We start from the raw sequence: 21887 nt of genomic DNA, 5'->3' as shown, positions 1-21887 counted from the left end.
CTTTCGCGCGCGAAGTGCTCTCGCCCCGGGGGCCTTTCGCGCGCGAAGTGCTCCCTCAGTCCTGGAAGTAGCGGAGGGCGGCCATCGCGAGCTCGTCGCCGGCCTCGGCGCCCAGGCCGAACTGCTCGGTGGCGCCCTCGCGGTCGCCGCGGCCGACGAGCAGCACGCCGAGGTTGTGGTGGCAGCGGACGTCGCCCGCGGCGATCCCGCTGCGGTAGGCCTCCTCCGCCGCCTCGTCGTCGCCGAGCTCGTCGCAGTAGAGGTTGCCCAGCGGCAGCCAGGCCACGGCCTCGCCGCGCTTGGCGCCGACCTCGAGCACGAACCGCGCCTCGGCAACGCGCTCGGTCTCCCGCAGGAGGTCGGCGAGGTCGGCGCGGGCGGGCGGGAAGTGGCTCGCCCCGGCCCGCAGCGCGCCCTCGAGCGCGAGGTCCTGGGTGCGGCACCACTCGCGGCAGGCGAGGACGGCGGCGGCGTGCGCGTCACCGGCGTCGGCGGCGCCGCGCCAGGCGGCCAGCGCCCCGTCCTCGTCGCCCATCTCGTCGAGGACGGTGCCCAGCGTCCGCCAGGCGTGCGCCTCGCCGCCGGCCAGCGCCGCCTCGTAGGCCACGCTCGCCTCGTCCCACCGCTCCTGCGCGGCGAGGGTGTTGCCCAGCGCGAACGCAGCGACCGCGTCGCCCAGGGCGGCCGCGCGGCGGAAGCACTCCTCGGCGTCGGGCAGCCGCCCGGCGCCCACCAGCTCACGGCCGAGGGCGATGAGCGCGGGCGCGTCGGCGGCCGGCAGGTGCCGGAGGCGCTCGTCCAGGTCCTCGGTCATGCCGCCATCGTGCGGTGCCGGAGCCGCCCCCGGCGTCCTCCCAGGTGGTGACCTGACCCGATCGTGTCTCCCCCGTCAGCGGGTGGCCTCCTCGCAGGGGCCCGCCGTGAGCTCGCGGGTGGTGGGGGGCGAGGAGGTCTCCCTCAGCCGCCGAAGGCCTCGCGCCAGGCCGGCATCAGGTCGCGCCGGGCCCACTCGAGGTAGGGCGTCTGCACGTCCCCGCCGATCTGCACGAGCGCCAGGTGGGTGAAGCCGGCGTCGGCGTACTCCTGGGCCGCCTGGATGACGGCGTCGACGTCGGCACCGCACGGGATGCTGCCCGCGACGTCCTCCGGCCGGACGAACTGGCTGGCCGCGTCGAACGCCGACGGGCCGGGCAGCTCGGCGTTGACCTTCCAGCCCAGGCCGAACCAGCGGAACAGCCGGTGCGCCCGCTCGACGGCGGCGTCGCGGTCGGTGTCGTAGCTGATGGGCATCTGCGCGATGCGCGGCTTGCCCACCCCGCCGGCGTCGTCGAACCACTCACCGAGCTCGGTGCGCGGCTCGGTGGCGATCATCGCGTCGCCGAGCTCGCCGGCGATCCCGCAGGACTGCTGCCCGGAGACCGCGATCCCGATCGGCACCCGCTTCTCCGGCAGGTCCCACAGCTTCGCCGACTCGACGTCGAAGTGGTCGCCGCGGAAGTTGGTGTGGCCCTCGCCGTCGAACAGCTCGCGGATGACCTGCAGCGCCTCGACCAGCATCTCGTGGCGGACGTCGGCCGGCGGCCACCCGGCGCCGACGACGTGCTCGTTGAGGTTCTCCCCCGCGCCCACGCCGAGGGTGAACCGGCCGCCGGACAGGATCTGCAGGGTGGCGGCCTGCTGCGCGACCACGACCGGGTGGTACCGCAGGATCGGGCAGGTCACGTAGGTCATCAGCGGGATGCGGCTGGTCGCCTGCGCGGCGGCGCCGAGGGTGACCCAGGCGTTGGGCGAGTGGCCCATCTCCTCCAGCCACGGGAAGAAGTGGTCGCTGCTGACCGCGAAGTCGAACCCCGCCTCCTCGGCGCCGACCACGTGCGCGACCAGGTCCCGGGGCCCGGCCTGCTCGGTCATCATCGTGTAGCCCAGCTGCATCGCCATGCGCGGGCGGCTACCCCTCCCCATCCGGACGCAACCGGAGGACGTCACGGGCCCGGCGGTCGGCCTCCCTGCCGGGCCCACCGCGAGCGTGCGAGCGGTAGGGGCAGGGAGGTCCGTCGTCAGGCACGCTCGGCGCGCAGGGCCTCCCGGAGCTTGGTCTTGCCGCTGGTCCGCAGCAGCGCCCCGGCGTAGACCCGGCCGCCCAGCCGGACGACCAGCGCGATCGCCACGAGCATGAGGACGACGGCGAGCCCGACCTCCCACACCGCGGCCTCGCCCGCCGCCTGCCGCACCGGCATCACCAGCGGCGACAGACCCGGCACGAACGAGGTGACGGTCGCCAGCGTGCCGCCCGGGTCACTCGCGGCCTGGATGCCGACGAACACGCCGGCGACCAGGACGAGCGTGGTCGGGGTCAGCACCGTGCCGAGGTCCTCCTGGCGGCTGACCAGGGAGGCGGCGACGGCGTACACGGAGGCGTAGAAGGCGTAGCCGAGGACGAACCACAGCACCACCGAGACCACGGTCCCGATCAGCTCACCGGGCACGTCGACGACGTCGAAGGACAGCGCCCCGACCACCCCGATCACGCCGATGACGACGATCTGCGCCAGTCCGAGGACCCCGAGGCCGAGGATCTTCCCGGCCAGCAGCTGCCAGGGCCGCATCGTCGCCAGGAGCAGCTCGACCACCCGGCTGGACTTCTCCTCGACCACACCCTGGGCGACGAACTGGCCGAACAGGATGATCAGGCTGTAGAGGACCGCGACGCCGATGAGGGCGACGACGACCCGCTCCCCGTCGTCGTCGCCGGAGTCCAGCGAGGAGACCGAGACCTCCGGGACGGCGGTGAGGTCGACCCCGGCGTCGGCCAGCTCCCGCGCGATCGCGACGCCCGCGACGGCACCGTTGACGACGGCCTCCATCGTCGAGTCCCGCTCCTCCACGAGGAGCTCCGGGGCCTCGCCCGTGCCGCCGAGCAGGGCGCCGTCGACGTCCTCGTCCTCCACCGCCGCCCGCGCGGCCGCCTCGTCGTCCAGTTCGACGATCGTGACGTCCACGCCGACGGCCTCGCCCTGCGCCCGGATGGCGGGCCCGAGCTCCGCGGCGTCACCGACGACGCCGAGCCGGCCCTCGTCGGAGCCCGAGCCCACGGCGACCTGGAAGGCCATCACGCCGATCAGGACCAGGATGATCACGACCGAGCTGATGATGAAGTTCTTGTCCCGCAGCCGCGTGGAGATCTCCCGGCCGGCGACCAGCCGGACCAGCGCGGAGCTGCTGAGGGGGCGCTGCTCGCTCACGCCGCCACCTCCTCGCCGGCGGGTACCGGCGCCGGGGCCGGGTCGGCGACCGCCTCCCGGAACAACTCGACCAGGGTGGGCTCGCGCCAGGCGAAGTGGGTGACCCGGCCGGTGCGCAGGGCCGCGGCCAGGACGGCCTGGTCGTCGGTGCCGGCGGCGAGCTCCAGCAGGGTGTCGCCGCCCTGCTGCGACACCACCCGCACACCCGGGACGGCCGCGGCCCACCCCTGCGGGGCCTCGGGGACGACGACGCGCAGCAGCCGGCCGGCCTCGCGGCGGCGCAGCTCCTCGACGGTGCCGCTGGCGACCATCCGGCCGCGGGCCAGGATCCCGACGGAGTCGCACAGCCGCTCGACGAGGTCGAGCTGGTGGCTGGAGAAGACCACCGGCACGCCGCCGCGGCACTGCTCGAGCAGCGCCTCGGCCAGCGAGTCGACGCCCACCGGGTCCAGCCCGGAGAACGGCTCGTCGAGGATCAGCACCTCCGGCCGGCTGACCAGCGCGGCGGCCAGCTGCACCCGCTGCTGGTTGCCCAGCGACAGCTTCTCGACGGCGTCCTTGCGGCGCTCCCCGAGGCCGAGCCGCTCGGCCCAGTGCTCGGCGGCGCGGGCGGCCGCGGCGGCGTCCATGCCGTGCAGGCGGGCGAAGTAGGTGAGCTGCTCGCCGACCCGCATCTTCGGGTAGAGCCCGCGCTCCTCGGGCATGTAGCCGATCCGCCGGCGGGCGGCGGCGTCGAGCGGTGCGCCGCGCCAGCGCACCTCGCCCGCGTCCGCGCGGGCCAGGCCCAGCGCGATGCGCATCGTGGTGGTCTTGCCGGCGCCGTTGGCGCCGCAGAACCCGAACATGGAACCCGGGGCGACGGTGAACCCGACGCCTTCCAGGACCCGGTGGTCGCCGTAGCTCTTGTAGAGCCCGTCGAACTCCAGCACCGTGCGTACCCCCTCGGAAGCCCTGGGTCGACCGTAGCCGCCGCCCGGCGCGCGCCCGCGGCCCGGACGCGGTCTCATCAGGGGATGAGCCAGGAGAACGTGCCGGCCCAGCCTCCGCGCGGCGTGGGTCTGCCGGGACTGCGGACCGCGGCCGCCGGGTGTCGCGCCTGCGAACTCTGGGAGCCGGCCACGCAGACGGTCTTCGGCGAGGGCCCGGAGACCGCGCGCATCGTGTTCGTCGGCGAGCAGCCCGGCGACCAGGAGGACCGCAAGGGCGAGCCGTTCGTCGGCCCGGCGGGACGGCTGCTGGACCGCGCCCTGGAAGAGGCCGCGATCGACCGCCGGGACGCCTACGTCACGAACGCGGTCAAGCACTTCCGCTTCACGCCCACGGGCAAGCGGCGGATCCACCAGTCGCCGGGGCCCGAGCACATCCGCGCCTGCCGCCCGTGGCTGGACGCGGAGTTCGAGGTGCTCAAGCCCGAGGTCGTCGTCTGCCTGGGCGCGACGGCGGCCAAGGCGCTGATCTCGCCGTCCTTCCGGATCACCAAGGACCGCGGGCAGCTGCTGCCGTGGACGCCGCCCGGCGCCGCGGCGGTCGAGCCGGCCGACGACGACGAGGACGCCCCGCACCAGACCTGGATGCTCGCGACCACGCACCCCTCGGCCGTGCTGCGGACACCGGACGAGGCCCGGCAGGCCGCCTTCGACGCGCTGGTCGCCGATCTCCGGGTGGTCGCCGGCGCTCTGGCCTAGGGCGTGACGGGGGTTACGAGACGGTTGAGTACCCTCCCCGCGCCCCGCTCGTTACGACGGGGTGGAGCCCGGCTGCGCCTCGCCACTCTCGGGGGCGGGCGAGGCCGGCCGGGCTCCGCCTGCCCCGGCGGACGGCTGCGCCGACCGCGAGGCGCGGAAGAGCCAGAACGAGGGCACGACCAGCGCGACCACCACCATGGCGACGACGGTCATGACCCCGCCGGACACCATCGCCGTCGTCACCCCCGCCGTGCTGGCCAGCGCGCCGGCCCGCAGGTCGCCCAGCCGCGGCCCGCCGGCGACCACCACGATGAAGACGCCCTGCATCCGGCCGCGCATCTCCTCCGGCGCCGCCAGCTGCAGCATCGACGAGCGCAGGACCGCGCTGACCATGTCCCCGGCGCCCGCGACCGCCAGGCAGAGCACCGCCAGCCACAGCGACGGCGCGAACCCGAAGCCGACGATCGCCACGCCCCAGACGACGATCGCGCCGATCACCACCGCGCCCTGCCGGTCGACCCGCGACACCCAGCCCGAGGTGAGCCCCATGAGCAGGGCACCGATCGAGATGCCGGCGAACAGCCAGCCCAGCGCGTTCGGGGAGTCGGCGAAGCGGGTCTCGGTGAGCTCGGGGAACACCGCCTGCGGCCAGGCGAAGACCATCGCGATGATGTCGACGACGAAGGTCATCAGCAGCACCGGCTGGGTGCGCAGGAAGGTGAAGCCCTCCCCCACCCCGCGCACGGCCGCGGCCAGCCGCAACGGCCCGGTGGCGGCGCTGCCCGGCGGCAGCGAGGGCAGCCCGCGCACCAGCAGCAGCGCGACGACGAAGCCCACGGCGTCGACCGCGTAGGCGAGGAACAGGTCGCCCAGCCCGATGAGCAGTCCGGCCAGCAGCGGGCCGACGATCACCCCGACCTGGCGCACGGTCATCGACAGCGCGTTGGCCGCGGGCACCCCGGCGGGCCCGACGATCGCCGGGATCACGGCGCTGCGGGTCGGCTGGTTGACCGCGCTGAACCCGGAGACCGCCGCGGTGAGCACCCACAGCAGCCAGAGGTTCCCCCCGCCGGGCAGCAGCGCCTGCAGCGCGAGCAGCGTGCTGGTGACCGCCGAGCCGGCCGCGGTGACCAGCATCAGCCGGCGGCGGTCCATCGCGTCGGCGATGGCGCCGCCGAGCAGCCCGAACACCACCAGCGGCACGAGCGCCACGATCGACGTCACGCCGACCAGCAGCGAGGAGCCGGTCAGGTCGTACACCTGGTACGGGACGGCGACCAGCGTCATCTGCTGGCCGAGCATCGTGGCGGCGATGCCCCAGAAGAGCCGCCGGTAGTGCGGGTTCTGCAGCGGGGTGGTGTCGATCGCCCAGCCCCGTCGGCGCTGGGGCGCCGGAACCGGCTCGGCCGCCTTGCCGGCCCCCTCGACCGGGTCGACGGGGTCGTTCACGGCGCGAGCCGCTGCACGACCCAGCCGCCGCCCTCCGCGTCGTCGCGGACGAAGCGCAGCCGGTCGTGCAGCCGTCCCGGGCCGCCCTGCCAGAACTCCACCGTCGCGGGCACCACCCGGTAACCGCCCCAGGTGGCCGGGCGCGGCACCGACCCCTCCGGCGTCTCCTCGTCGAGCAGCCGCACCCGGGCCTCCAGCTCGTCGCGGGAGTCCACGACGGTCGACTGCACCGAGGCGACCGCCGCCAGCTGCGCCTGGCGCGGCCGCGGGTCCCACAGCGCGTCGGACGCCGGGTCGCCGACCCGCTCCACCCGGCCGGTCACCCGCACCTGGCGCTGCAGCGCGTGCCAGGGGAAGACCAGCGCCGCACGCGGGTTCACCGCGAGCTGCGCGCCCTTGGTGGAGGCGTAGCTGGTGCCGAACACGAAGCCGCTCGCGTCGTAGCCCTTCACGAGCACGATGCGGGCGTCGGGGGCGCCGTCGGCGTCGGCCGTCGCGACGACCACGGCGTTCGGGTCGTCGACCCCGGCGGCGACGACGTCGGCGAACCAGCGGTCGAACTGCTCCACCCAGGTGGCGGCGAGGTCGCTCTCCCGCAGCACGGGCCGGTCGTAGTCCCTGCGCATGCGGGAGAGGTCGGGCACCCGTCCGATGCTGCCACCGCGCCCGCCCCGGCTGCGCCGACCCCCGCGGGCGGGCCTATGGTCAGGCCGTTGTCGTGCGCCGCGACCCGGCGCACGATCCCGCGCGCGCAGAGGAGCATGCGAGATGGCCGACGACTTCGTACCCGGACTGGAAGGCGTCATCGCCTTCGAGACCGAGATCGCCGAACCGGACAAGGACGGCGGCGCCCTGCGCTATCGCGGCGTCGACATCGAGGACCTCGTCGGCAAGGTCACCTTCGGCAACGTCTGGGCCCTGCTGGTCGACGGGAAGTTCGGCCCCGGCCTGCCGCCGGCCGAGCCGTTCCCGATCCCGGTGCACAGCGGCGACGTGCGCGTCGACGTCCAGGCCGCACTGGCCATGCTCGCCCCCTTCTGGGGCTACCGGCCGCTGCTGGACATCACCGCCGAGGAGGCCCGCGAGCAGCTGGCCCGCGCCGCGGTCATGGCGCTGTCCTACGTCGCGCAGTCCGCCCGCGGCATCGGCACCCCCGCCGTCCCGCAGAGCCGCGTCGACGAGGCCAAGACGATCGTCGAGCGCTTCATGGTCCGCTGGCGCGGCGAGCCCGACCCCCGCCACGTCGCGGCCGTCGACGCCTACTGGACCTCGGCAGCCGAGCACGGCATGAACGCCTCGACGTTCACCGCCCGCGTCATCGCCTCCACCGGCGCCGACGTCGCCGCCGCCCTCTCCGGCGCGATCGGCGCGATGTCCGGCCCGCTGCACGGCGGCGCCCCCTCCCGCGTGCTGCACATGCTCGACGAGGTCGAGAAGACCGGCGACGCCGAGAAGTACGTGAAGGACCTGCTCGACCGCAAGGAGCGGTTGATGGGCTTCGGCCACCGGGTCTACCGCGCCGAGGACCCGCGCGCCCGCGTGCTGCGCCGCGCCTCCGAGGAGCTCGGCGCCCCCCGCTTCGAGGCCGCCCGGGCGCTGGAGCAGGCCGCGCTCAAGGAGCTGCGCGAGCGCCGTCCCGACCGGCCGGTCGAGACCAACGTCGAGTTCTGGGCCGCCATCGTCCTCGACTTCGCCGAGGTGCCCAGCCACATGTTCACCTCGATGTTCACCTGCGCCCGCACCGCCGGCTGGTGCGCGCACATCCTCGAGCAGAAGAACACCGGCCGCCTCGTGCGCCCGTCGGCCCGCTACGTCGGCCCCGACCCGCGCAAGCCCGAGGAGGTCGAGGGCTGGGAGAACGTCCAGACCAAGGCGATCAACCAGGCGGCCCCCGCCTCCTGAGGTACCCACCGCCACCGCACGGGCCCGCCGCACGAACCACCGCGGCGGGCCCGCTGCGGTGAGGCCGTCGACCCGCGGAGGACCCGCATGACCATCCAGATCCCGGCCGACCTGCTCCCGCGCGACGGGCGCTTCGGCTGCGGCCCGTCGAAGGTCCGCCCCGAGGCGCTGCGGGCCCTCGCCACCGACGGCGCGGCCCTCATGGGCACCTCGCACCGCCAGGCCCCGGTCAAGGGGCTGGTCCGGCGCGTGCGCGAGGGGCTGCAGCAGCTGTTCGACGTGCCCGAGGGCTACGAGGTCGTCCTCGGCAACGGCGGGACGACGGCGTTCTGGGACGCCGCGGCCTTCGGGCTGATCCGCGACCGGGCCGCCTTCGGCGTCAACGGCGAGTTCTCCTCGAAGTTCGCCTCCGGCGTGGCCGAGGCGCCGTTCCTCGGCGACCCGGTCGTCGCGCGCGCCGAGCCCGGCACCCTGGCGCTGCCGGCCGGCCAGGCCGGGATCGACGCCTACGGCTGGGCGCACAACGAGACCTCGACCGGCGTGATGGCGCCGGTCGAGCGGCCCGAGGGCGCCGACGACGACGCGCTGGTGCTGGTCGACGCCACCAGCGGCGCCGGCGGCCTGCCGGTGGACGTCGCGCAGACCGACGTCTACTACTTCGCCCCGCAGAAGGTGTTCGCCGCCGACGGCGGGCTCTGGATCGCGCTGATGTCGCCGCGGGCGCTCGAGCGGGTGGCCGAGGTCAAGGCCTCCGGCCGCTGGATGCCGGCGTTCCTCGACCTGTCGGTCGCCGTCGACAACTCGGCCAAGGACCAGACGTACAACACCCCGGCGGTCGCGACGCTGTTCCTGCTGGCCGACCAGGTCGACTGGCTCAACGGGCTGGGCGGCCTGTCCGGCGCGGTCGGCCGCACCCGCGACTCGTCGGGCCGGCTGTACGGCTGGGCGGAGGCGTCGGGCATCGCGACCCCGTTCGTGGCCGACCCCGCCGAGCGCTCGCTGGTCGTCGGGACGGTCGACTTCGCCGAGGGCGTCGACGCCGCGCGCATCGCCGAGGTGCTGCGGGCCAACGGCGTCGTCGACGTCGAGCCCTACCGCAAGCTCGGCCGCAACCAGCTGCGGGTGGGCATGTTCCCCGCCGTCGACCCCGACGACGTCAGCGCCCTGACCGCCTGCATCGACTTCGTCGCCGAGCGCCTCTAGCCGACGGCGCACCGGAGGTGGGCCTGCTGCCCCGGCGGAGCCCTCCGGCCCTGGTCACCCCGCTCGTCCCGTAGTAGCGCCGCCGGCCCGGCCCTACCCCCGGTCGCCGCCGTGGCCGCGACCCCCGCCGTCCCTCCAGCGGGGTGCGGGAGCCCAGGGGACCTGCGCTCCCGCACCCGGTCACAGCCAGCGGGTGAACCAGGCGACCTCGGCCTCGGCGAGCTGCACCAGGTGCTCGCGGCCGACGATGGTGTGCCCCTCCCCCGGGAACAGCAGCAGCTCGCTGCGCGCACCGAGCGCCTGCAGGGCCTGGTGCGCCTGCACCGACTCGGCGACCGGCACGTTGGTGTCGCGGTCGCCGTGGGCCAGCAGCACCGGCGCGGTCAGCCGCTCCAGCGCGGTCATCGGCGAGATCGCGGCGAGCATGTCCCGGTCGGCGACCGGGTCGCCGTACTCGGTCACCGACGCCGCGGCCATCCACGGCTCGGTGCCGGCGAAGAAGGTGCGCAGGTCGCTCATGCCGGCCAGCGACACCCCGGCGGCGAACAGGTCGGGCCAGCGGGTCAGCGCCACCAGGGTCAGGTAGCCGCCGTAGGACCAGCCGTGCGCGCCGACCCGCCCGGTCAGCGCGACGCCGGCGTCGACCAGGAAGCGCACCGTGGCCGGGACGTCGTCGAAGGTGGCCTCCCGGGCGGCGACGTCGTCGGCGCACATGAACGCCCGCCCCTGCCCGCCGGAGCCGCGGACGTTCGGTGCGAACACCGTGAGGCCGGCGGCCACCAGCGACTGCGCCACCGGCGACCAGGACGGCCGCTCCTGACCCTCCGGGCCGCCGTGGAAGCTGACCACCGTGCGGTTCGGTCCGTGCACGTCGGGCGGCGTGTAGAGCCAGCCGTGCAGCGGCGTGCCGTCCGCGGCGGCGTAGTCCAGCCGCACCGGCTCCACCGACAGCGCGCGGTCGGGACGGCGGGGCAGCGACGGGAGGCGGGCCGGCGCCCCGGCCGCGCCCAGCGGGACCGACCACAGGCCCCGCGGGGTGTGCGGGCCGGTGAGCTCGGCGACCACGGTGCCGCCGTCCGCCGACAGCGACCAGCCCGGCAGGACGGGCTCGGGCAGCGCCACGCGGTCGAGCACCGCGCCGGTCGCCCGGTCGTGCACGTGCAGCTCGGTGACGCCGCCGGCGTTCCACACGGCGAGCACGGTCCCGTCGGGGCGGACGGCGTAGCCGTCGAGGTCGGCGTCGGGACGGCGCAGCACCACCCGCCCCTCCCCCGGGACGCCGTCCGCGCCCAGCGGCACCTCGACCAGGCCCGCGCGGTCGGTCCCCGGCCGCCCGGGGAGGGAGGCGCGCAGCAGCACCGAGCCGCCGTCGGGGGCGAACCGGCCGTCCTCGGAGGCGATCCCGCCCGGGGCGTCCAGCGGCAGCACGCGGCGGGCCTCGCCGGTGGCGACGTCGACGAGCACCACGTGCCGGTACCCGCGCGGCCCGCGGCGGGCCAGCACCCACCGCTCGTCGGCCGACACCGCGGTGACCGACAGGAAGCCGCCGCGGGCGAGGGTCCGGTGCGCGCCGGTCTCCACGTCGACCAGCACGACGTCGGCGTCCGGTCCGGTGCCCGGGGCGATCGAGCAGACGTAGGAGCCGGGGCGGGTCCAGTGCCCGGCGAACACGGTGGCCCGCGGGTCCTCGCCGGCCACCAGCCGGGCGTCGCTCCCGTCGGGGCGGACGACGTGCAGCTCGGCGCAGATCGACCCCCCGGGGCTCACCAGGTAGGCCAGCCACGCGCCGTCGGGCGCCCAGGCGACGGAGACGACCTCCTGGTCGGGGCCGGAGAGCACCAGCGGCAGCGCCGCGGCGCCGCCGACGTCCCCGACCGGGAGCACCTCCAGCCGCGGGATCCCGGAACGGTCGGTCACGTAGGCCACCCGGTCACCGGCCGGCGACAGCGCGGGGCACCAGGCGCCGGCGGCGCCGGCGACCTCGGCGACGGCCAGCCGGACCTCGGCCGGCAGGGCGGCGACGGTGCCGACCGGCGCGGGGACGACGGGCGACGACGGGGAGAACAGGGGGCTGGCCACGGCACCTCCTCGGCTCGGAGCGACGACTGCGACGGCGGCGACGGACACCGGCTCCGTGCCGCGGCCCGCGGGAGGGTCGCACGCCGGAGCGGTGTGGCCCCGCACGCACTCCGGCGGGGTCCGGTCGCCGGCGCACCAGCCCCACCCGCCACACTGCAGGCGGCGTGTTGCGGCGGGATGACGGCGGCAACAACTCCCGCCACGCCGGGCGTGGCTGCGGCGGCGCCCACGCGCCCGCGGATAGCCTCGGTCGACCACCCATCTCGGCTCGCGACGACCGGAGGACGCCCATGCGCACGCTGCGCCTCGTGGGGCTGTCCGACGACGGCTCGAGCCTGGTGCTCGTCGCCGAGGGCACCGAGCCCGGCGAGGAGGGCGAGCGCTTCGAGCTCCCGGTCGACGACCGGGTGCGCGCCGCCGCCCGCGGGGACGCCCGCCGGCTGGGCCAGATCGACGTCGACCTGGGCATGAGCCTGACCCCGCGGGTCATCCAGGCCCGCATCCGTGCCGGCGAGAGCCCCGAGCAGGTCGCCGAGGCCTCCGGGATCCGGGTGGACCGGGTGCTGCGCTTCGCCCACCCGGTGCTGCAGGAGCGCGAGCGGGTGGCCGAGCAGGCCCGTGAGGCCCGCGTGCGGCTGTCCGAAGGCAGCGTCGTCGCCCCGCTGCAGCAGTTCATGGCCGAGCGGCTGCGGCTGCTCGGGACCGACCTCGACGCCGTCCGGTGGGACGCCGCCCGCGCCGCCGACGGCGTGTGGCACGTGACCGCGGCGTGGCAGGCCGGCGCCAAGTCCGGCGTCACCCGCTGGGCCTACGACCTCCCGTCCCGGGTCGTCGCGCCGGTCGACGCCGCCACCACCGACTTCGCCGAGGGCACCCGGCTGGTGCGCGTCGTCCCCGACGTGCCCGCCGGCTCCCCCGCCTCACCGCTGTACCGCGCGCGCCCCGTCTCGGTGGTCACCGAGCAGGTGCCCGTGGCCGATCGCGACGAGCACGTGCGCGACGTCGTCCCCTCGGACGGGTCGCCGGAGCCGCGCGCGGAGGCCCGCCCGGAGCCGCGCCCGGAGCCGCGTCCCGAGCCGCAGCGGCGCGCCGCCGACGCCGAGGTCGACATCGACGAGATCGCCGAGCACGACACCGTCGTCCTCGGCCGCCCCGACGGCGAGGACGAGGACCCGCGGGCCCGCATCCCGGCGTGGGAGGACATCGTGTTCGGGGTCCGCAAGCACCGCTGAGCCCGGCTCGGAACGGCACCCGCGATTCCCCCGTTCACCTGGGGGTAGGAGGTGCACATGTCCATGTCGGTGTCGATGCCGCTCGGCGGCGTCCAGGTCGGTTCCTACGACAGCTACGAGCAGGCGCAGGCCGCCGTCGACCACCTGTCGGACGAGAAGTTCCCCGTCGAGAACGTCACGATCATCGGGTCGGACCTCAAGATGGTGGAGAAGGTGACCGGCCGCCTCACGTGGGGCCGGGCCCTGGCGGCCGGTGCCGCGGGCGGCGCGTGGTGGGGTCTGTTCGTCGGCCTGCTGCTCGGCATCTTCGCCACCGACGGGTCGGACTGGATCGGCTCGGTGCTCTCCGGCCTGCTCATCGGCCTGGTGTTCGGCGCGCTGTTCGGGGCGATGGGCTACGCGGCCACCCAGGGCCGGCGCGACTTCACCAGCACCAGCCGGATCACCGCCGGCCGGTACGACGTGATGTGCGAACCCTCCCGCGCCGAGGAGGCCCGGGCGGCCCTGGCCCGCTTCTCGCTGCGCAGCTGAGGGGCCTTCGTCCCTGTCGGCTGCCGCCGCGCGCTCACTAGCGTCGTCGCCCACCCGGAGGGGGAGGCGACATGGACGACGTCAGCACCCGACAGGCCGGAGCGGCGGCGGCTCCCGCGGCGGAGGCCCCCCGGTGGACCGCACCGGGTCCCGGCACCTGGCTGCTGGACGGCAGCCACGTCCCGCGGCCGCTGTGCCGGTTCACGGCCGCCGCGATGATGGACTCCTTCCGGGTGGGCCTGAGGGAGGGCGCCGCCCGGTACGGGACCCTGCTCGAGGGCCTGGAGCCGGCGGACCTCGATGGCTTCATGTACATCCAGATGCGTCCCCTCGGCGCGCCGCCGGACGCCGCGGGCCCGCCTCCGGAGCCGGTCTTCCGCGCCCTCCTGCAGGAGGTCCCGGCCCTGCGCGAGCGGCTGGCGACCGCCGAGGCCGTGCTCGCCGAGCGCCGCTGGCGGGAGGACCTGCGGCGCTGGGACGAGGAGACCAAGCCGGCGCTCCACCGGCTGCACCGGGCCCTGACCGCGGTCGACCCGGGCGCGCTCGACGACGCCGCGCTCGCCGACCACGTCGACCGCTGCGCGCAGGCCCTCGCCGAGGGCCACCTGCAGCACCACCGCCACACCCTGCCGGCCCTGCTCCCGGTCGGCGACCTCGTCGTCTCCACCACGCGGTGGACCGGGCTGCCGCCCACCGACGTGCTGGCGTGCCTGGCCGGGGCGAGCCCGGTCAGCGAGGGCGCGCCGCACGAGCTCGAGGCGCTGGCCGAGGCCCTGCTCGCCGACCACGACGCCGCGGCGCTGGTCACCGACGCGCCCCTGCCGCCCGACGAGGTGCTCAGCCGGCTCCTGCACCGGCCCCCGCCGGTGGGCCCGCGGGCCGACGCCTACATCGGCGCGCTGGCCGCGCTCCCCCTCGACGGCGAGGACGCGGTCGCCGAGCCCGGGTCGCTCGAGGCGCCCGGCCTGCTCCTGGCCCGCATCCGCGCGGCGCTCAACCGCGGCTCCCGCCACGACGACCCCGCCGCCGCGGCGACCGCGCGCGTCCGCGCGGCCGTGCCACCCGAGCACCGGGCCGAGTTCGACGACCTGCTGGCCGAGGCACGGCTGGTCTACCGGCTCCGCGACGAGCGGGCCGTGCACGGCGACCGCCTGCTGGGCAGCGTGGCCCGGACGGCGCTGCTCGAGACGGGCCGCCGCCTCCGCGCGCGCGGAGCGCTGGAGGAGGCCGACCACGCGGTGGACCTGGACCCCGGCGAGGTGCGGTCGCTGCTCCTCGAGGGCCGGGGTCCCTCCCCCGCGGAGGTCACCGGCCGGGCGCGCCGGCGCCGGACGGCGACCTACCGCGACATGCCCCCGTCGTTCGGCCCGCCACCGGCGCCGCCGGTGCCCGCGGAGTGGCTCCCGCCCGCCGCCGCACGCGTGCACGAGGCCGTCGGCTTCGTCTTCGACGCCGTCATCGGGGACGCCGGACGGCCCGCGGAGGCCCGGGCCGTCCACGGGCTGCCCGTCAGCCCCGGCAGCCACGAGGGCGTCGCGCGGGTCGTGCACGGCAGCGACGAGCTGTCCCGCATCCAGGCCGGGGACGTCCTGGTCGCCCCGATGACCGGCCCCGCGTTCAACCTGGTGCTCCCCCGCCTCGGCGCGATCGTGACCGACCGCGGCGGCCTGCTGTCGCACGCCGCCATCGTCGCGCGGGAGTTCGGCATCCCCGCGGTCGTCGGCTGCCAGGACGCCACCGAGGTGCTGCCCGACGGCGCCCGCGTGCGGGTGGACGGCGCGACGGGCACGGTCACCGTGCTGTGACCGGCCGGCCGCTCCCCCTGGCCGAGGTCGAGGACGAGCAGGCCTACGGCGGCAAGGCGGCGGCGCTGGGCGTGGCCACCCGCGCGGGGCTGCCCGTGCCGCCGGGCGTCGCGCTGCCGGCCGACCTCGTCGCCGCGCTCGACGACCCCGCGGCCGACTGGGACCGGGCACGGGAGCAGGTGCGGGCCGCGGCGCGCGGTCTCGGCGGTGCGCTCGCGGCACGGTCCTCGGCGGTCGGGGAGGACGGCACGGCGTCCAGCTACGCCGGCCAGCACCTGACCGTGCTCAACCTGTCCGACCCCGAGGACCTCGTCGACGCGGTGCTCCGGGTGGCACGGTCGTGCCGGGCGGAGTCGGCGCTGGCGTACCGCCGGGCCCGCGGCGACGCCGCCCCGCCGGCCTGCGGGGTCGTGCTGCAGCGCCTGGTCCCGGCGGTCGCCGCCGGGGTGGTGTTCACCGCCGACCCCGTGCACGGCGACCGGGTCTTCCTGGTCGAGGCGAGCTGGGCCCTGGGGCAGGCGGTGGTCGACGGGCTGGTGGTGCCCGACCTGTTCCGGCTGGACCACGCCGGCCGGCTGGTCGAGCAGGTGGTGGGCAGCAAGGACCTCGCGGTGGTGCCGGCCGAGGGCGGCGGCACGGTGACGGTCGAGGTGGAGCGGCGACGGGCCCGGCAGCCGTGCCTGACGCCGGACGACCTGCGCGCGGTGGTGGACCTGGCGCGCCGGTGCGACGAGGTGTTCGGCGGGCCCTCGGACGTGGAGTTCGCGACGGACGGGGGGCGCCCGGCCCTCCTGCAGCGCCGGCCGATCACCACGCTGGTCTGACCCCGGGCCCGCGGTGACCAGCACCCGCACCCCGCCCGCGCGCCCGGCCGAGGAGACGGCCGTCGTCCGGGCCGCCTGCCTGGTGACGACCCTGGTCCCGCTCGGCTCCACCTCCGTCGCGGTCGCCCTGCCGCGCATCGGCGCGGCGCTGGACGCCGGCGTCGCCGGGGTGGTGACGCTGGTGACGGCCTACCTCGTGGTCACCGCGTCCTGCCAGCCCGTCGCGGGCGCGCTCGGCGACCGGTGGGGCCGGCGGCGCAGCGTCGTCCTGGGGGTGGCCGGCTCCGGCGCCGCCGCGCTGCTCGCCACCGCGGTCCCCCTGCTGGTCTGGGTGGTCGCGCTGCGCTGCGTGCAGGCCGCGTGCGGCGCCCTCGCCTTGGTGAACGCGGCCGCGCTGGTCCGCACGGCCGTCCCCGACCGGCGCCGAGGGCGCGCCCTGGGAGCGGTCGGCGCGGCGGCCACCCTGGCCGCCGCGGCCGGCCCCGCGCTGGGCGGCGCCGCGGTGCACCTGATCGGCTGGCGGGGCGCCTTCCTGGTGGGGGTGCCGGTGGCGGTGGCCGCGCTCCTCGCCGCCGTCCGCGCCCTGCCGGCCGACCCGCCGCGGCATCCCCGGACGGGCCGCTTCGACGTGTCCGGCACGGTGCTGCTGACCGTGCTGCTCGGTGGGACGGCGACGCTGCTGAGCCTCGGCGGCGGGCTGCCCGCGGCGGTGGTGGCAGCGGCGGTCGCGGCGCTGCTCGCCGTCGCCGCGGCGTTCGCCCGGTGGGAGCTGCGCTGTCCCGTCCCGGTGCTCGACGTCCGGGTGCTGCGGCTGCGCGGCGTGGTCGCGGCCGGCGCGGCGGTCGCCACCGGCAACCTCGCCCTCTACACCGTCGTCCTCGCCGTGCCCCTGCTGGTGGGCTCCGGTGCGGCCGTCGTCCTGCTGCTGCCCCTGCTGCTCGGCGCGAGCGCCGGTGCCCTCACCGGGGGCCGGCTCAGCGACCGGTGGGGTCGCCGGGCCCCGGCGGTGCTCGGCGGCGCCCTGGTCACCGCGCCCGCCGCGGCCCTCGTCGCGGTCGACCCGGTGGCGCACCGCCCGGCCGCGGCGGTGCTGCTCGCGGTCTGCGGGATCGGGCAGGGCGTCGCCGGGGCCGCCGTCCAGGCCGCCGGGCTGGAGGCGCTGCCACCCGAACGCGCCGGGCTGGCCTCCGGGGTGTGGTCGACCTGCCGCTACCTGGGCAGCATCACCGGCGCGAGCCTGCTCGCCCTGCTGGTCTCCGGCGGCACGGGGCAGGGCGTGTTCGCGCTGGCCGCCGTCGGCGGAGCGCTGTCGGTCGCGGCCGCAGCCGCGCTCCCCCGCCGTTCAGCGCAGCGTGGCGAAGGCGACCGCCGCGGCCGCGGCGACGCCGAGTGAGTCCACGCCGGCCCGCATCGGGATCCGCGCCCGCACCCGGGCCGCGGCCTGCGCCTCCGGGGTGAGCCCGGGCCCCTCCGCGCCGAGCAGCACGGCGGTGCGCGGGTGGGCACGCGGGTCGACGTCGGTCAGGTCGACGGCGTCGGCAGCGGGGGTCAGGGCCACCGTCAGGTAGCCGGCCGCGTGCAGCCGGTCCAGGTCGCCGGGCCAGTCGGCCAGGACGGCGAAGGGCAGCGACAGCACGTGCCCCATCGAGACCCGCACCGCCCGGCGGTAGAGCGGGTCGGCGCACCGCGGGTCCAGCAGCAGCCCGTCGACGCCCAGGGCGACCGCCGAGCGCGCGATCGAGCCCAGGTTCTCCGCGTCGTTGAGCGCCTCGAGCACCGCCAGCCGCCGGGGCGCGGCGGGGTCGGGGCCGGCGAGCAGGGCGTCGACGTCGGCCGGTGGACGGCGCTCGGCCGACGCCAGGACCCCCCGGGTGAGCCGGAACCCGATGACGTCGGACAGCACCCACTTGTCGGCCTCGTACGCCGCGACGTCCTCGGGCAGGTCGAGGTCGGCCAGCCGGCCGGGGACGCCGAGCACCGCGCGCACCCGGTAGGGCGAGGCGAGCAGCCGCTGCACCGCCGGCACCCCCTCGACGATCACCGGGCCGGTGCCGCGCGGCGTGCCCGGCCGCCGGTCGCCGGCCACGAGGTCGCGGAAGTCGGCCACCCGCTCGTCGGCGGGGTCGGTGATCTGCTGGGGGCGCACACGGCCGATCCTCGGGCATCGGATCCGACGCCCCCGTGTCCGGCCCCCCGACGTGGGCATCGCTTCCCGCGCCTCGGGGGGCGGGGACGGCGGACTGCCCGCAGGATCAGGCGGTGCCCTCCCCCGTGACCGTCGTCGGCGGCGGCATCGCCGGCGTCGCCTGCGCCCGGGCGGTGGCCGCCACCGGTGGCGCCGTCCGCCTGCTCGACCGGGCACACCTCCCCGGCGGCCGCATGGCCAGCCGCGGCATGCGCGGCGGGCGGGTCGTCGACATCGGCGCCTCCTACCTGACCACCTCGGAGGGGTCGGCCTTCGCCGGGGTCGTCGCCGGCTGGGTGGACCGGGGCCTGGCCCGGCCGTGGACCGACACCTTCGCCGTCGCGGGCCCCGACGGCGTCGAGCGGACCACCACCGGCCCGGTGCGCTACGCGGCACCGGGCGGGCTGCGCTCGCTGGTGGCCGACCTCGCCGCGGGTCTCGACGTCACGGCCGAGCACACCGTCGAGCAGGTGCGCCCCGGTCCCACGGTGGACGGCGAGCCGGTGCCGGCCGCCGTCCTCGCCATGCCCGACCCCCAGGCGGCGCGGCTGCTCGACCCGGCCACGGCCGGCCGGCTGCTCGGCGACCGGCCGTGGGAGCCGGCGCTCGCCGTCGTCCTCGGCTACGACCGGCGCCGCTGGCCGGCCGACCTCCACGGCGCCTTCGTCCACGACGACGCCGCGGTCTCCTGGATCGCCGACGACGGGGACCGGCGCGGCGACGGCGCGCCCGTGCTGGTCGCGCACACGCCCCCGGGCCTGGCCCGTGACCACCTCGCCGACCCCGAGGCCGCCGCTCCGGCGGTCGCCGCGGCGGTCGCCCGGGTGCTGGGGCTCGACGTCGAGCCGGCGTGGACGACGGTGCACCGCTGGACCTTCGCCCGCCCCGCCGAGCCCCGCGAGGAGCCGTACGGGCTGCTCGACGCCATCGGCGTCTGCGGCGACGGCTGGGCCGCCCCCTCCCGGGTCGAGGCCGCCTGGACCTCCGGCGACGCGCTGGGCCGCGCGCTCGGCACCCTCGGCTGATGCCGGCGGGACTCGAGCCGCCACCGGGCCCGGCCGACCAGGCCGCGGAGGAGGAGCGTTCCGACGGCTCCCCGCTCAAGGCCGGGCTGCGCGGCATCGGCCTGCCCGCGCTGGTCGCCGTCGCCGTCGGCGCGCTGCTGATCGCCGTCTACCTGGCCGCGTTCCCCGCCGCCGAGCCGCACGGCCTGCCCGTGGGCGTGGTCGGCGCCGACCCGCAGGTGGCCGAGGTGCAGCGCGCGCTGGACCGGGACCGGCCCGGCGCACTGGCGCTGGAGCGGCTGGACGACGCCGCGGCCGCCGAGCGGGCGGTGGCCTCCGGGGACGTCTACGGCGCGCTCGTCCTGGGCGGCCCGGCGCCGCAGCTGCTGGTGGCCGGGGCGCACGGCCAGCCGGTGACCCAGGACCTCTCCGACACCCTCGGGCCGGTGGTCCAGCAGGCGGGCCCGCTGACCGTCACCGACGTCGCCCCGCTGGCGGCCGGGGACGAGCGGGGCCGCGCCATCGACCACACCGCCTTCGGGGTGGTGCTCGGCGGCTTCCTGTTCGGCATCACCAGCTACCAGGCGGCCCCGAAGCAGCGGCTGCGGCTGCGGCTGCTCAGCGCCCTCCTCTTCGCCGCCGCCGCGGGCGTGGTCGGCGCGACCCTGGCGGTCACCGCCTCCGACGCCCTGCCGGCGGGCTGGTGGACCGTCGCCGGGCTGGTCGCGCTGCTCGCCCTGGCCTCCGGCGCCGCCTCGGCGCTCGCTCTCCGGTTGCTGGGCGCGGCCGGCACCTTCGTGGCCACCGCGGTGCTGCTCACGATCGGGGCGGCCACCAGCACCGGCAGCTACCCCGCCGAGTACCTGCCGGGGTGGCTGGAGCCGCTGGCGCACGTGCTGCCGCCCGGGGTGGCGGTCGGTGCGCTGCGCGGCGCGGCCTACCTGTCCGGCCACGGGGTGGGCTCCGGCGTCGTCGTCCTGGCGCTGTGGTCGGTGGTGCCCTTCGCGGTGATCGCCGTCCTCGACGCGGTGTCCCGCCGCCGCGAGCCCGCCTGACCCCTGCGCGAGATCTGCACACTCGGGGCTCTGCGGGGTCCGGAGGGCCCGAGTGTGCAGATCTCGCGCGAGGGACCTTCGGCCGTTGACCCGCGCCCGGCAACTCATCTACCGTTGAGTTCATCAGGCGTTGAGTTCTCGTCCGGGAGGTCCCCATGACCGACGCCGTCACCGTCACCGATCTCGTCGTGGACCGCGGGGCACGCCGCGTGCTCCCCAGCCTCAGCTGCGCCGTCCCCGCCGGCCGGGTCACCGGTCTGCTGGGACCCAGCGGCAGCGGGAAGTCCACGCTGATGCGCGCCCTCGTCGGCGTGCAGCGCATCCGCTCGGGGCAGGTCACCGTGCTCGGGGAGCCCGCCGGCTCCCCCGCCCTGCGCTCCCGCGTCGGCTACGTCACCCAGGCGCCCAGCGTCTACGCCGACCTGACCGTGCGGGAGAACGCGCGCTACTTCGCCGCCCTGTACGGGCGCGGCGCGGCGGCCGCGGACGCCGCGCTCGCCGACGTCGGCCTGCGGGACGCCGCCGGTCAGCTGGTGGCCGACCTCTCCGGCGGCCAGCGCGGCCGGGTCTCGCTGGCCTGCGCCCTGGTGGGCGAACCCGAACTGCTGGTGCTCGACGAGCCGACCGTGGGCCTGGACCCGGTGCTGCGGGTGGAGCTGTGGGAGCGCTTCGCCGCCCTGGCCGCCGCGGGGACGACGCTCGTGGTGTCCAGCCACGTCATGGACGAGGCCGGCCGCTGCGACCGGCTGCTGCTGCTCCGCGAGGGCGAGCTGCTGGCCGACTCCACCCCCGCGCGGCTGCGCGCCGAGACCGGGACCGACGACCTCGAGGAGGCGTTCCTGCGCCTCGTCCGGGCGCGGCAGCAGGAGGTGGCGGCATGACCGCGACCCTCAGCCCCCGGCTGACCGGGGCGACGACGGGGCGGGTGCTGCGCCAGCTGGGCCACGACCACCGCACCGTCGCGATGCTGACCGTGCTGCCCAGCCTCCTGCTCGGGCTGCTGTACCTGCTGTGGCGGGACGTGCCCGTGCTCCCCGGCCAGGCGCCGGTGTTCGACCGGGTCGGGCTGACGATGCTGGGGATCTTCCCCTTCGTGGTCATGTTCCTGGTCACCAGCATCGCCATGCTCCGCGAGCGCACCTCCGGGACCCTGGAGCGGCTGCTCACCACCCCGCTCTCCCGGCTGGACCTGCTGCTGGGCTACGGCCTCGCGTTCGGCGCCGCCGCGGCCCTGCAGGCCCTGGTCACCGTCACCGTGGCCACGACGCTGTACGACCTCGACGTGGCCGGGTCGCTCGGGCTGGTCGTGCTCATCGCCGTGGTCGACGCCGCGCTCGGGGTGGCCCTGGGGTTGCTGGCCAGCGCCTTCGCCCGCAGCGAGTTCCAGGCGGTGCAGTTCATGCCGGTCGTCGTCCTCCCCCAGTTCTTCCTGTGCGGCCTGCTGGTCCCGCGCGAGCAGATGGCCGGGTGGCTGCAGGCGGTCAGCGACGTGCTGCCGCTGACCTACGCGGTGGAGGCCCTGCAGGAGGTCGGCGGCTCGGCGAGCGCGACGGGCACGATGTGGCGGGACGTCGCGATCGTGGCCGGCGTCGCGCTGCTGGCCCTGGCGCTGGCGGCGGGGACCCTGCGGAGGAGGACCAGCTGAGCGGTACCCGACGGCGCCCCGGCGGACGCCGCCCCGGCAACCCCGG

General features: G+C 76.9%; 20 protein-coding genes. 12 read left to right on the top strand and 8 right to left on the bottom strand.

The annotated features are described in order from the left end of the window. Positions 1–55 precede the first annotated feature (55 nt). From ACI8AX_RS04605 to ACI8AX_RS04590, 4 genes are all read right to left on the bottom strand, one after another. Positions 56–814 (bottom strand): tetratricopeptide repeat protein, encoded by a 759-nt coding sequence (locus ACI8AX_RS04605; RefSeq protein WP_456548617.1) that lies wholly within the window; start codon positions 812–814, stop codon positions 56–58. Positions 815–957: 143 nt separating this feature from the next. Continuing rightward, the gene (locus tag ACI8AX_RS04600) at positions 958–1938 is read right to left on the bottom strand and encodes a TIGR03557 family F420-dependent LLM class oxidoreductase (RefSeq protein ID WP_456548616.1); all 981 of its coding nucleotides are present in this window, start codon (positions 1936–1938) and stop codon (positions 958–960) included. A 119-nt stretch (positions 1939–2057) separates the two neighbouring features. After that, entirely contained in the window at positions 2058–3242 is a 1185-nt protein-coding gene (locus tag ACI8AX_RS04595) for an ABC transporter permease (RefSeq protein WP_456548615.1), read from the bottom strand. Continuing rightward, positions 3239–4171 (bottom strand): ABC transporter ATP-binding protein, encoded by a 933-nt coding sequence (locus ACI8AX_RS04590; protein WP_456548614.1) that lies wholly within the window; start codon positions 4169–4171, stop codon positions 3239–3241. Before ACI8AX_RS04590 ends, ACI8AX_RS04595 begins: the two co-directional genes overlap by 4 nt. On the opposite strand from ACI8AX_RS04590, the gene ACI8AX_RS04585 reads away from it, so the two are divergent. Then, positions 4130–4927, top strand: coding sequence for a UdgX family uracil-DNA binding protein (locus ACI8AX_RS04585; protein ID WP_456548613.1), 798 nt, complete (start codon positions 4130–4132; stop codon positions 4925–4927). The two genes, ACI8AX_RS04590 and ACI8AX_RS04585, sit on opposite strands and share 42 nt — an antisense overlap. Positions 4928–4978: 51 nt before the next feature. On the opposite strand, the gene ACI8AX_RS04580 is transcribed toward ACI8AX_RS04585, so the two are convergent. Both ACI8AX_RS04580 and pdxH read right to left on the bottom strand, forming a co-directional pair. Then, positions 4979–6376, bottom strand: coding sequence for an MFS transporter (locus ACI8AX_RS04580; RefSeq protein ID WP_456548612.1), 1398 nt, complete (start codon positions 6374–6376; stop codon positions 4979–4981). Beyond that, the gene (gene pdxH / locus ACI8AX_RS04575) at positions 6373–7020 is read right to left on the bottom strand and encodes a pyridoxamine 5'-phosphate oxidase (protein WP_456548611.1); all 648 of its coding nucleotides are present in this window, start codon (positions 7018–7020) and stop codon (positions 6373–6375) included. The genes ACI8AX_RS04580 and pdxH overlap by 4 nt, the downstream gene beginning before the upstream one ends. Before the next feature lie 124 nt (positions 7021–7144). On the opposite strand from pdxH, the gene ACI8AX_RS04570 reads away from it, so the two are divergent. Beyond that, positions 7145–8278 (top strand): citrate synthase 2, encoded by a 1134-nt coding sequence (locus ACI8AX_RS04570; RefSeq protein WP_456548610.1) that lies wholly within the window; start codon positions 7145–7147, stop codon positions 8276–8278. A gap of 87 nt (positions 8279–8365) precedes the next feature. After that, positions 8366–9481 (top strand): phosphoserine transaminase, encoded by a 1116-nt coding sequence (gene serC / locus ACI8AX_RS04565; protein ID WP_456548609.1) that lies wholly within the window; start codon positions 8366–8368, stop codon positions 9479–9481. Positions 9482–9661: 180 nt separating this feature from the next. On the opposite strand, the gene ACI8AX_RS04560 is transcribed toward serC, so the two are convergent. Continuing rightward, positions 9662–11560, bottom strand: coding sequence for an alpha/beta fold hydrolase (locus ACI8AX_RS04560; protein WP_456548608.1), 1899 nt, complete (start codon positions 11558–11560; stop codon positions 9662–9664). Between the two features lie 290 nt (positions 11561–11850). Between ACI8AX_RS04560 and sepH the strand changes: the two genes are divergently transcribed. The 5 genes from sepH to ACI8AX_RS04535 all read left to right on the top strand — a co-directional run bounded on the left by sepH (position 11851) and on the right by ACI8AX_RS04535 (position 17345). Next, on the top strand, positions 11851–12792 hold the full coding sequence (gene sepH / locus ACI8AX_RS04555; RefSeq protein ID WP_456548607.1) for a septation protein SepH: 942 nt from the start codon (positions 11851–11853) through the stop codon (positions 12790–12792). 57 nt (positions 12793–12849) lie between these two features. Further along, positions 12850–13323, top strand: a complete 474-nt coding sequence (locus ACI8AX_RS04550; RefSeq protein WP_456548606.1) for a general stress protein — start codon at positions 12850–12852, stop codon at positions 13321–13323. 71 nt (positions 13324–13394) lie between these two features. Beyond that, positions 13395–15128, top strand: a complete 1734-nt coding sequence (locus ACI8AX_RS04545; protein WP_456548605.1) for a PEP-utilizing enzyme — start codon at positions 13395–13397, stop codon at positions 15126–15128. Next, positions 15125–15952 carry a PEP/pyruvate-binding domain-containing protein gene (locus ACI8AX_RS04540; protein ID WP_456548604.1) on the top strand — a complete coding sequence of 276 codons (828 nt, stop codon included), beginning with the start codon at positions 15125–15127 and terminating at the stop codon, positions 15950–15952. The genes ACI8AX_RS04545 and ACI8AX_RS04540 overlap by 4 nt, the downstream gene beginning before the upstream one ends. Positions 15953–15965: 13 nt before the next feature. Further along, positions 15966–17345 carry an MFS transporter gene (locus ACI8AX_RS04535; protein WP_456548603.1) on the top strand — a complete coding sequence of 460 codons (1380 nt, stop codon included), beginning with the start codon at positions 15966–15968 and terminating at the stop codon, positions 17343–17345. Here the strand turns inward: ACI8AX_RS04535 and ACI8AX_RS04530 are convergent. Continuing rightward, on the bottom strand, positions 17295–18098 hold the full coding sequence (locus tag ACI8AX_RS04530) for a TrmH family RNA methyltransferase (protein WP_456548602.1): 804 nt from the start codon (positions 18096–18098) through the stop codon (positions 17295–17297). The genes ACI8AX_RS04535 and ACI8AX_RS04530 overlap by 51 nt on opposite strands. Positions 18099–18211: 113 nt before the next feature. On the opposite strand from ACI8AX_RS04530, the gene ACI8AX_RS04525 reads away from it, so the two are divergent. From ACI8AX_RS04525 to ACI8AX_RS04510, 4 genes are all read left to right on the top strand, one after another. Continuing rightward, a complete protein-coding gene (locus ACI8AX_RS04525) occupies positions 18212–19162 on the top strand; it encodes an NAD(P)/FAD-dependent oxidoreductase (protein WP_456548601.1) in 951 nt (316 codons plus the stop codon). Next, entirely contained in the window at positions 19162–20196 is a 1035-nt protein-coding gene (locus ACI8AX_RS04520; protein ID WP_456548600.1) for a hypothetical protein, read from the top strand. The genes ACI8AX_RS04525 and ACI8AX_RS04520 overlap by 1 nt, the downstream gene beginning before the upstream one ends. A 155-nt stretch (positions 20197–20351) precedes the next feature. Then, entirely contained in the window at positions 20352–21077 is a 726-nt protein-coding gene (locus tag ACI8AX_RS04515; RefSeq protein ID WP_456548599.1) for an ABC transporter ATP-binding protein, read from the top strand. Beyond that, the gene (locus ACI8AX_RS04510; RefSeq protein ID WP_456548598.1) at positions 21074–21841 is read left to right on the top strand and encodes an ABC transporter permease; all 768 of its coding nucleotides are present in this window, start codon (positions 21074–21076) and stop codon (positions 21839–21841) included. The genes ACI8AX_RS04515 and ACI8AX_RS04510 overlap by 4 nt, the downstream gene beginning before the upstream one ends. The last annotated feature ends 46 nt before the right edge of the window (positions 21842–21887 follow it).

The organism is Blastococcus sp. SYSU D00813, assembly GCF_054050735.1.
The sequence above is the reverse complement of the archived record's forward strand: the minus strand, read 5'-3'. Positions and strand labels throughout refer to the sequence as shown.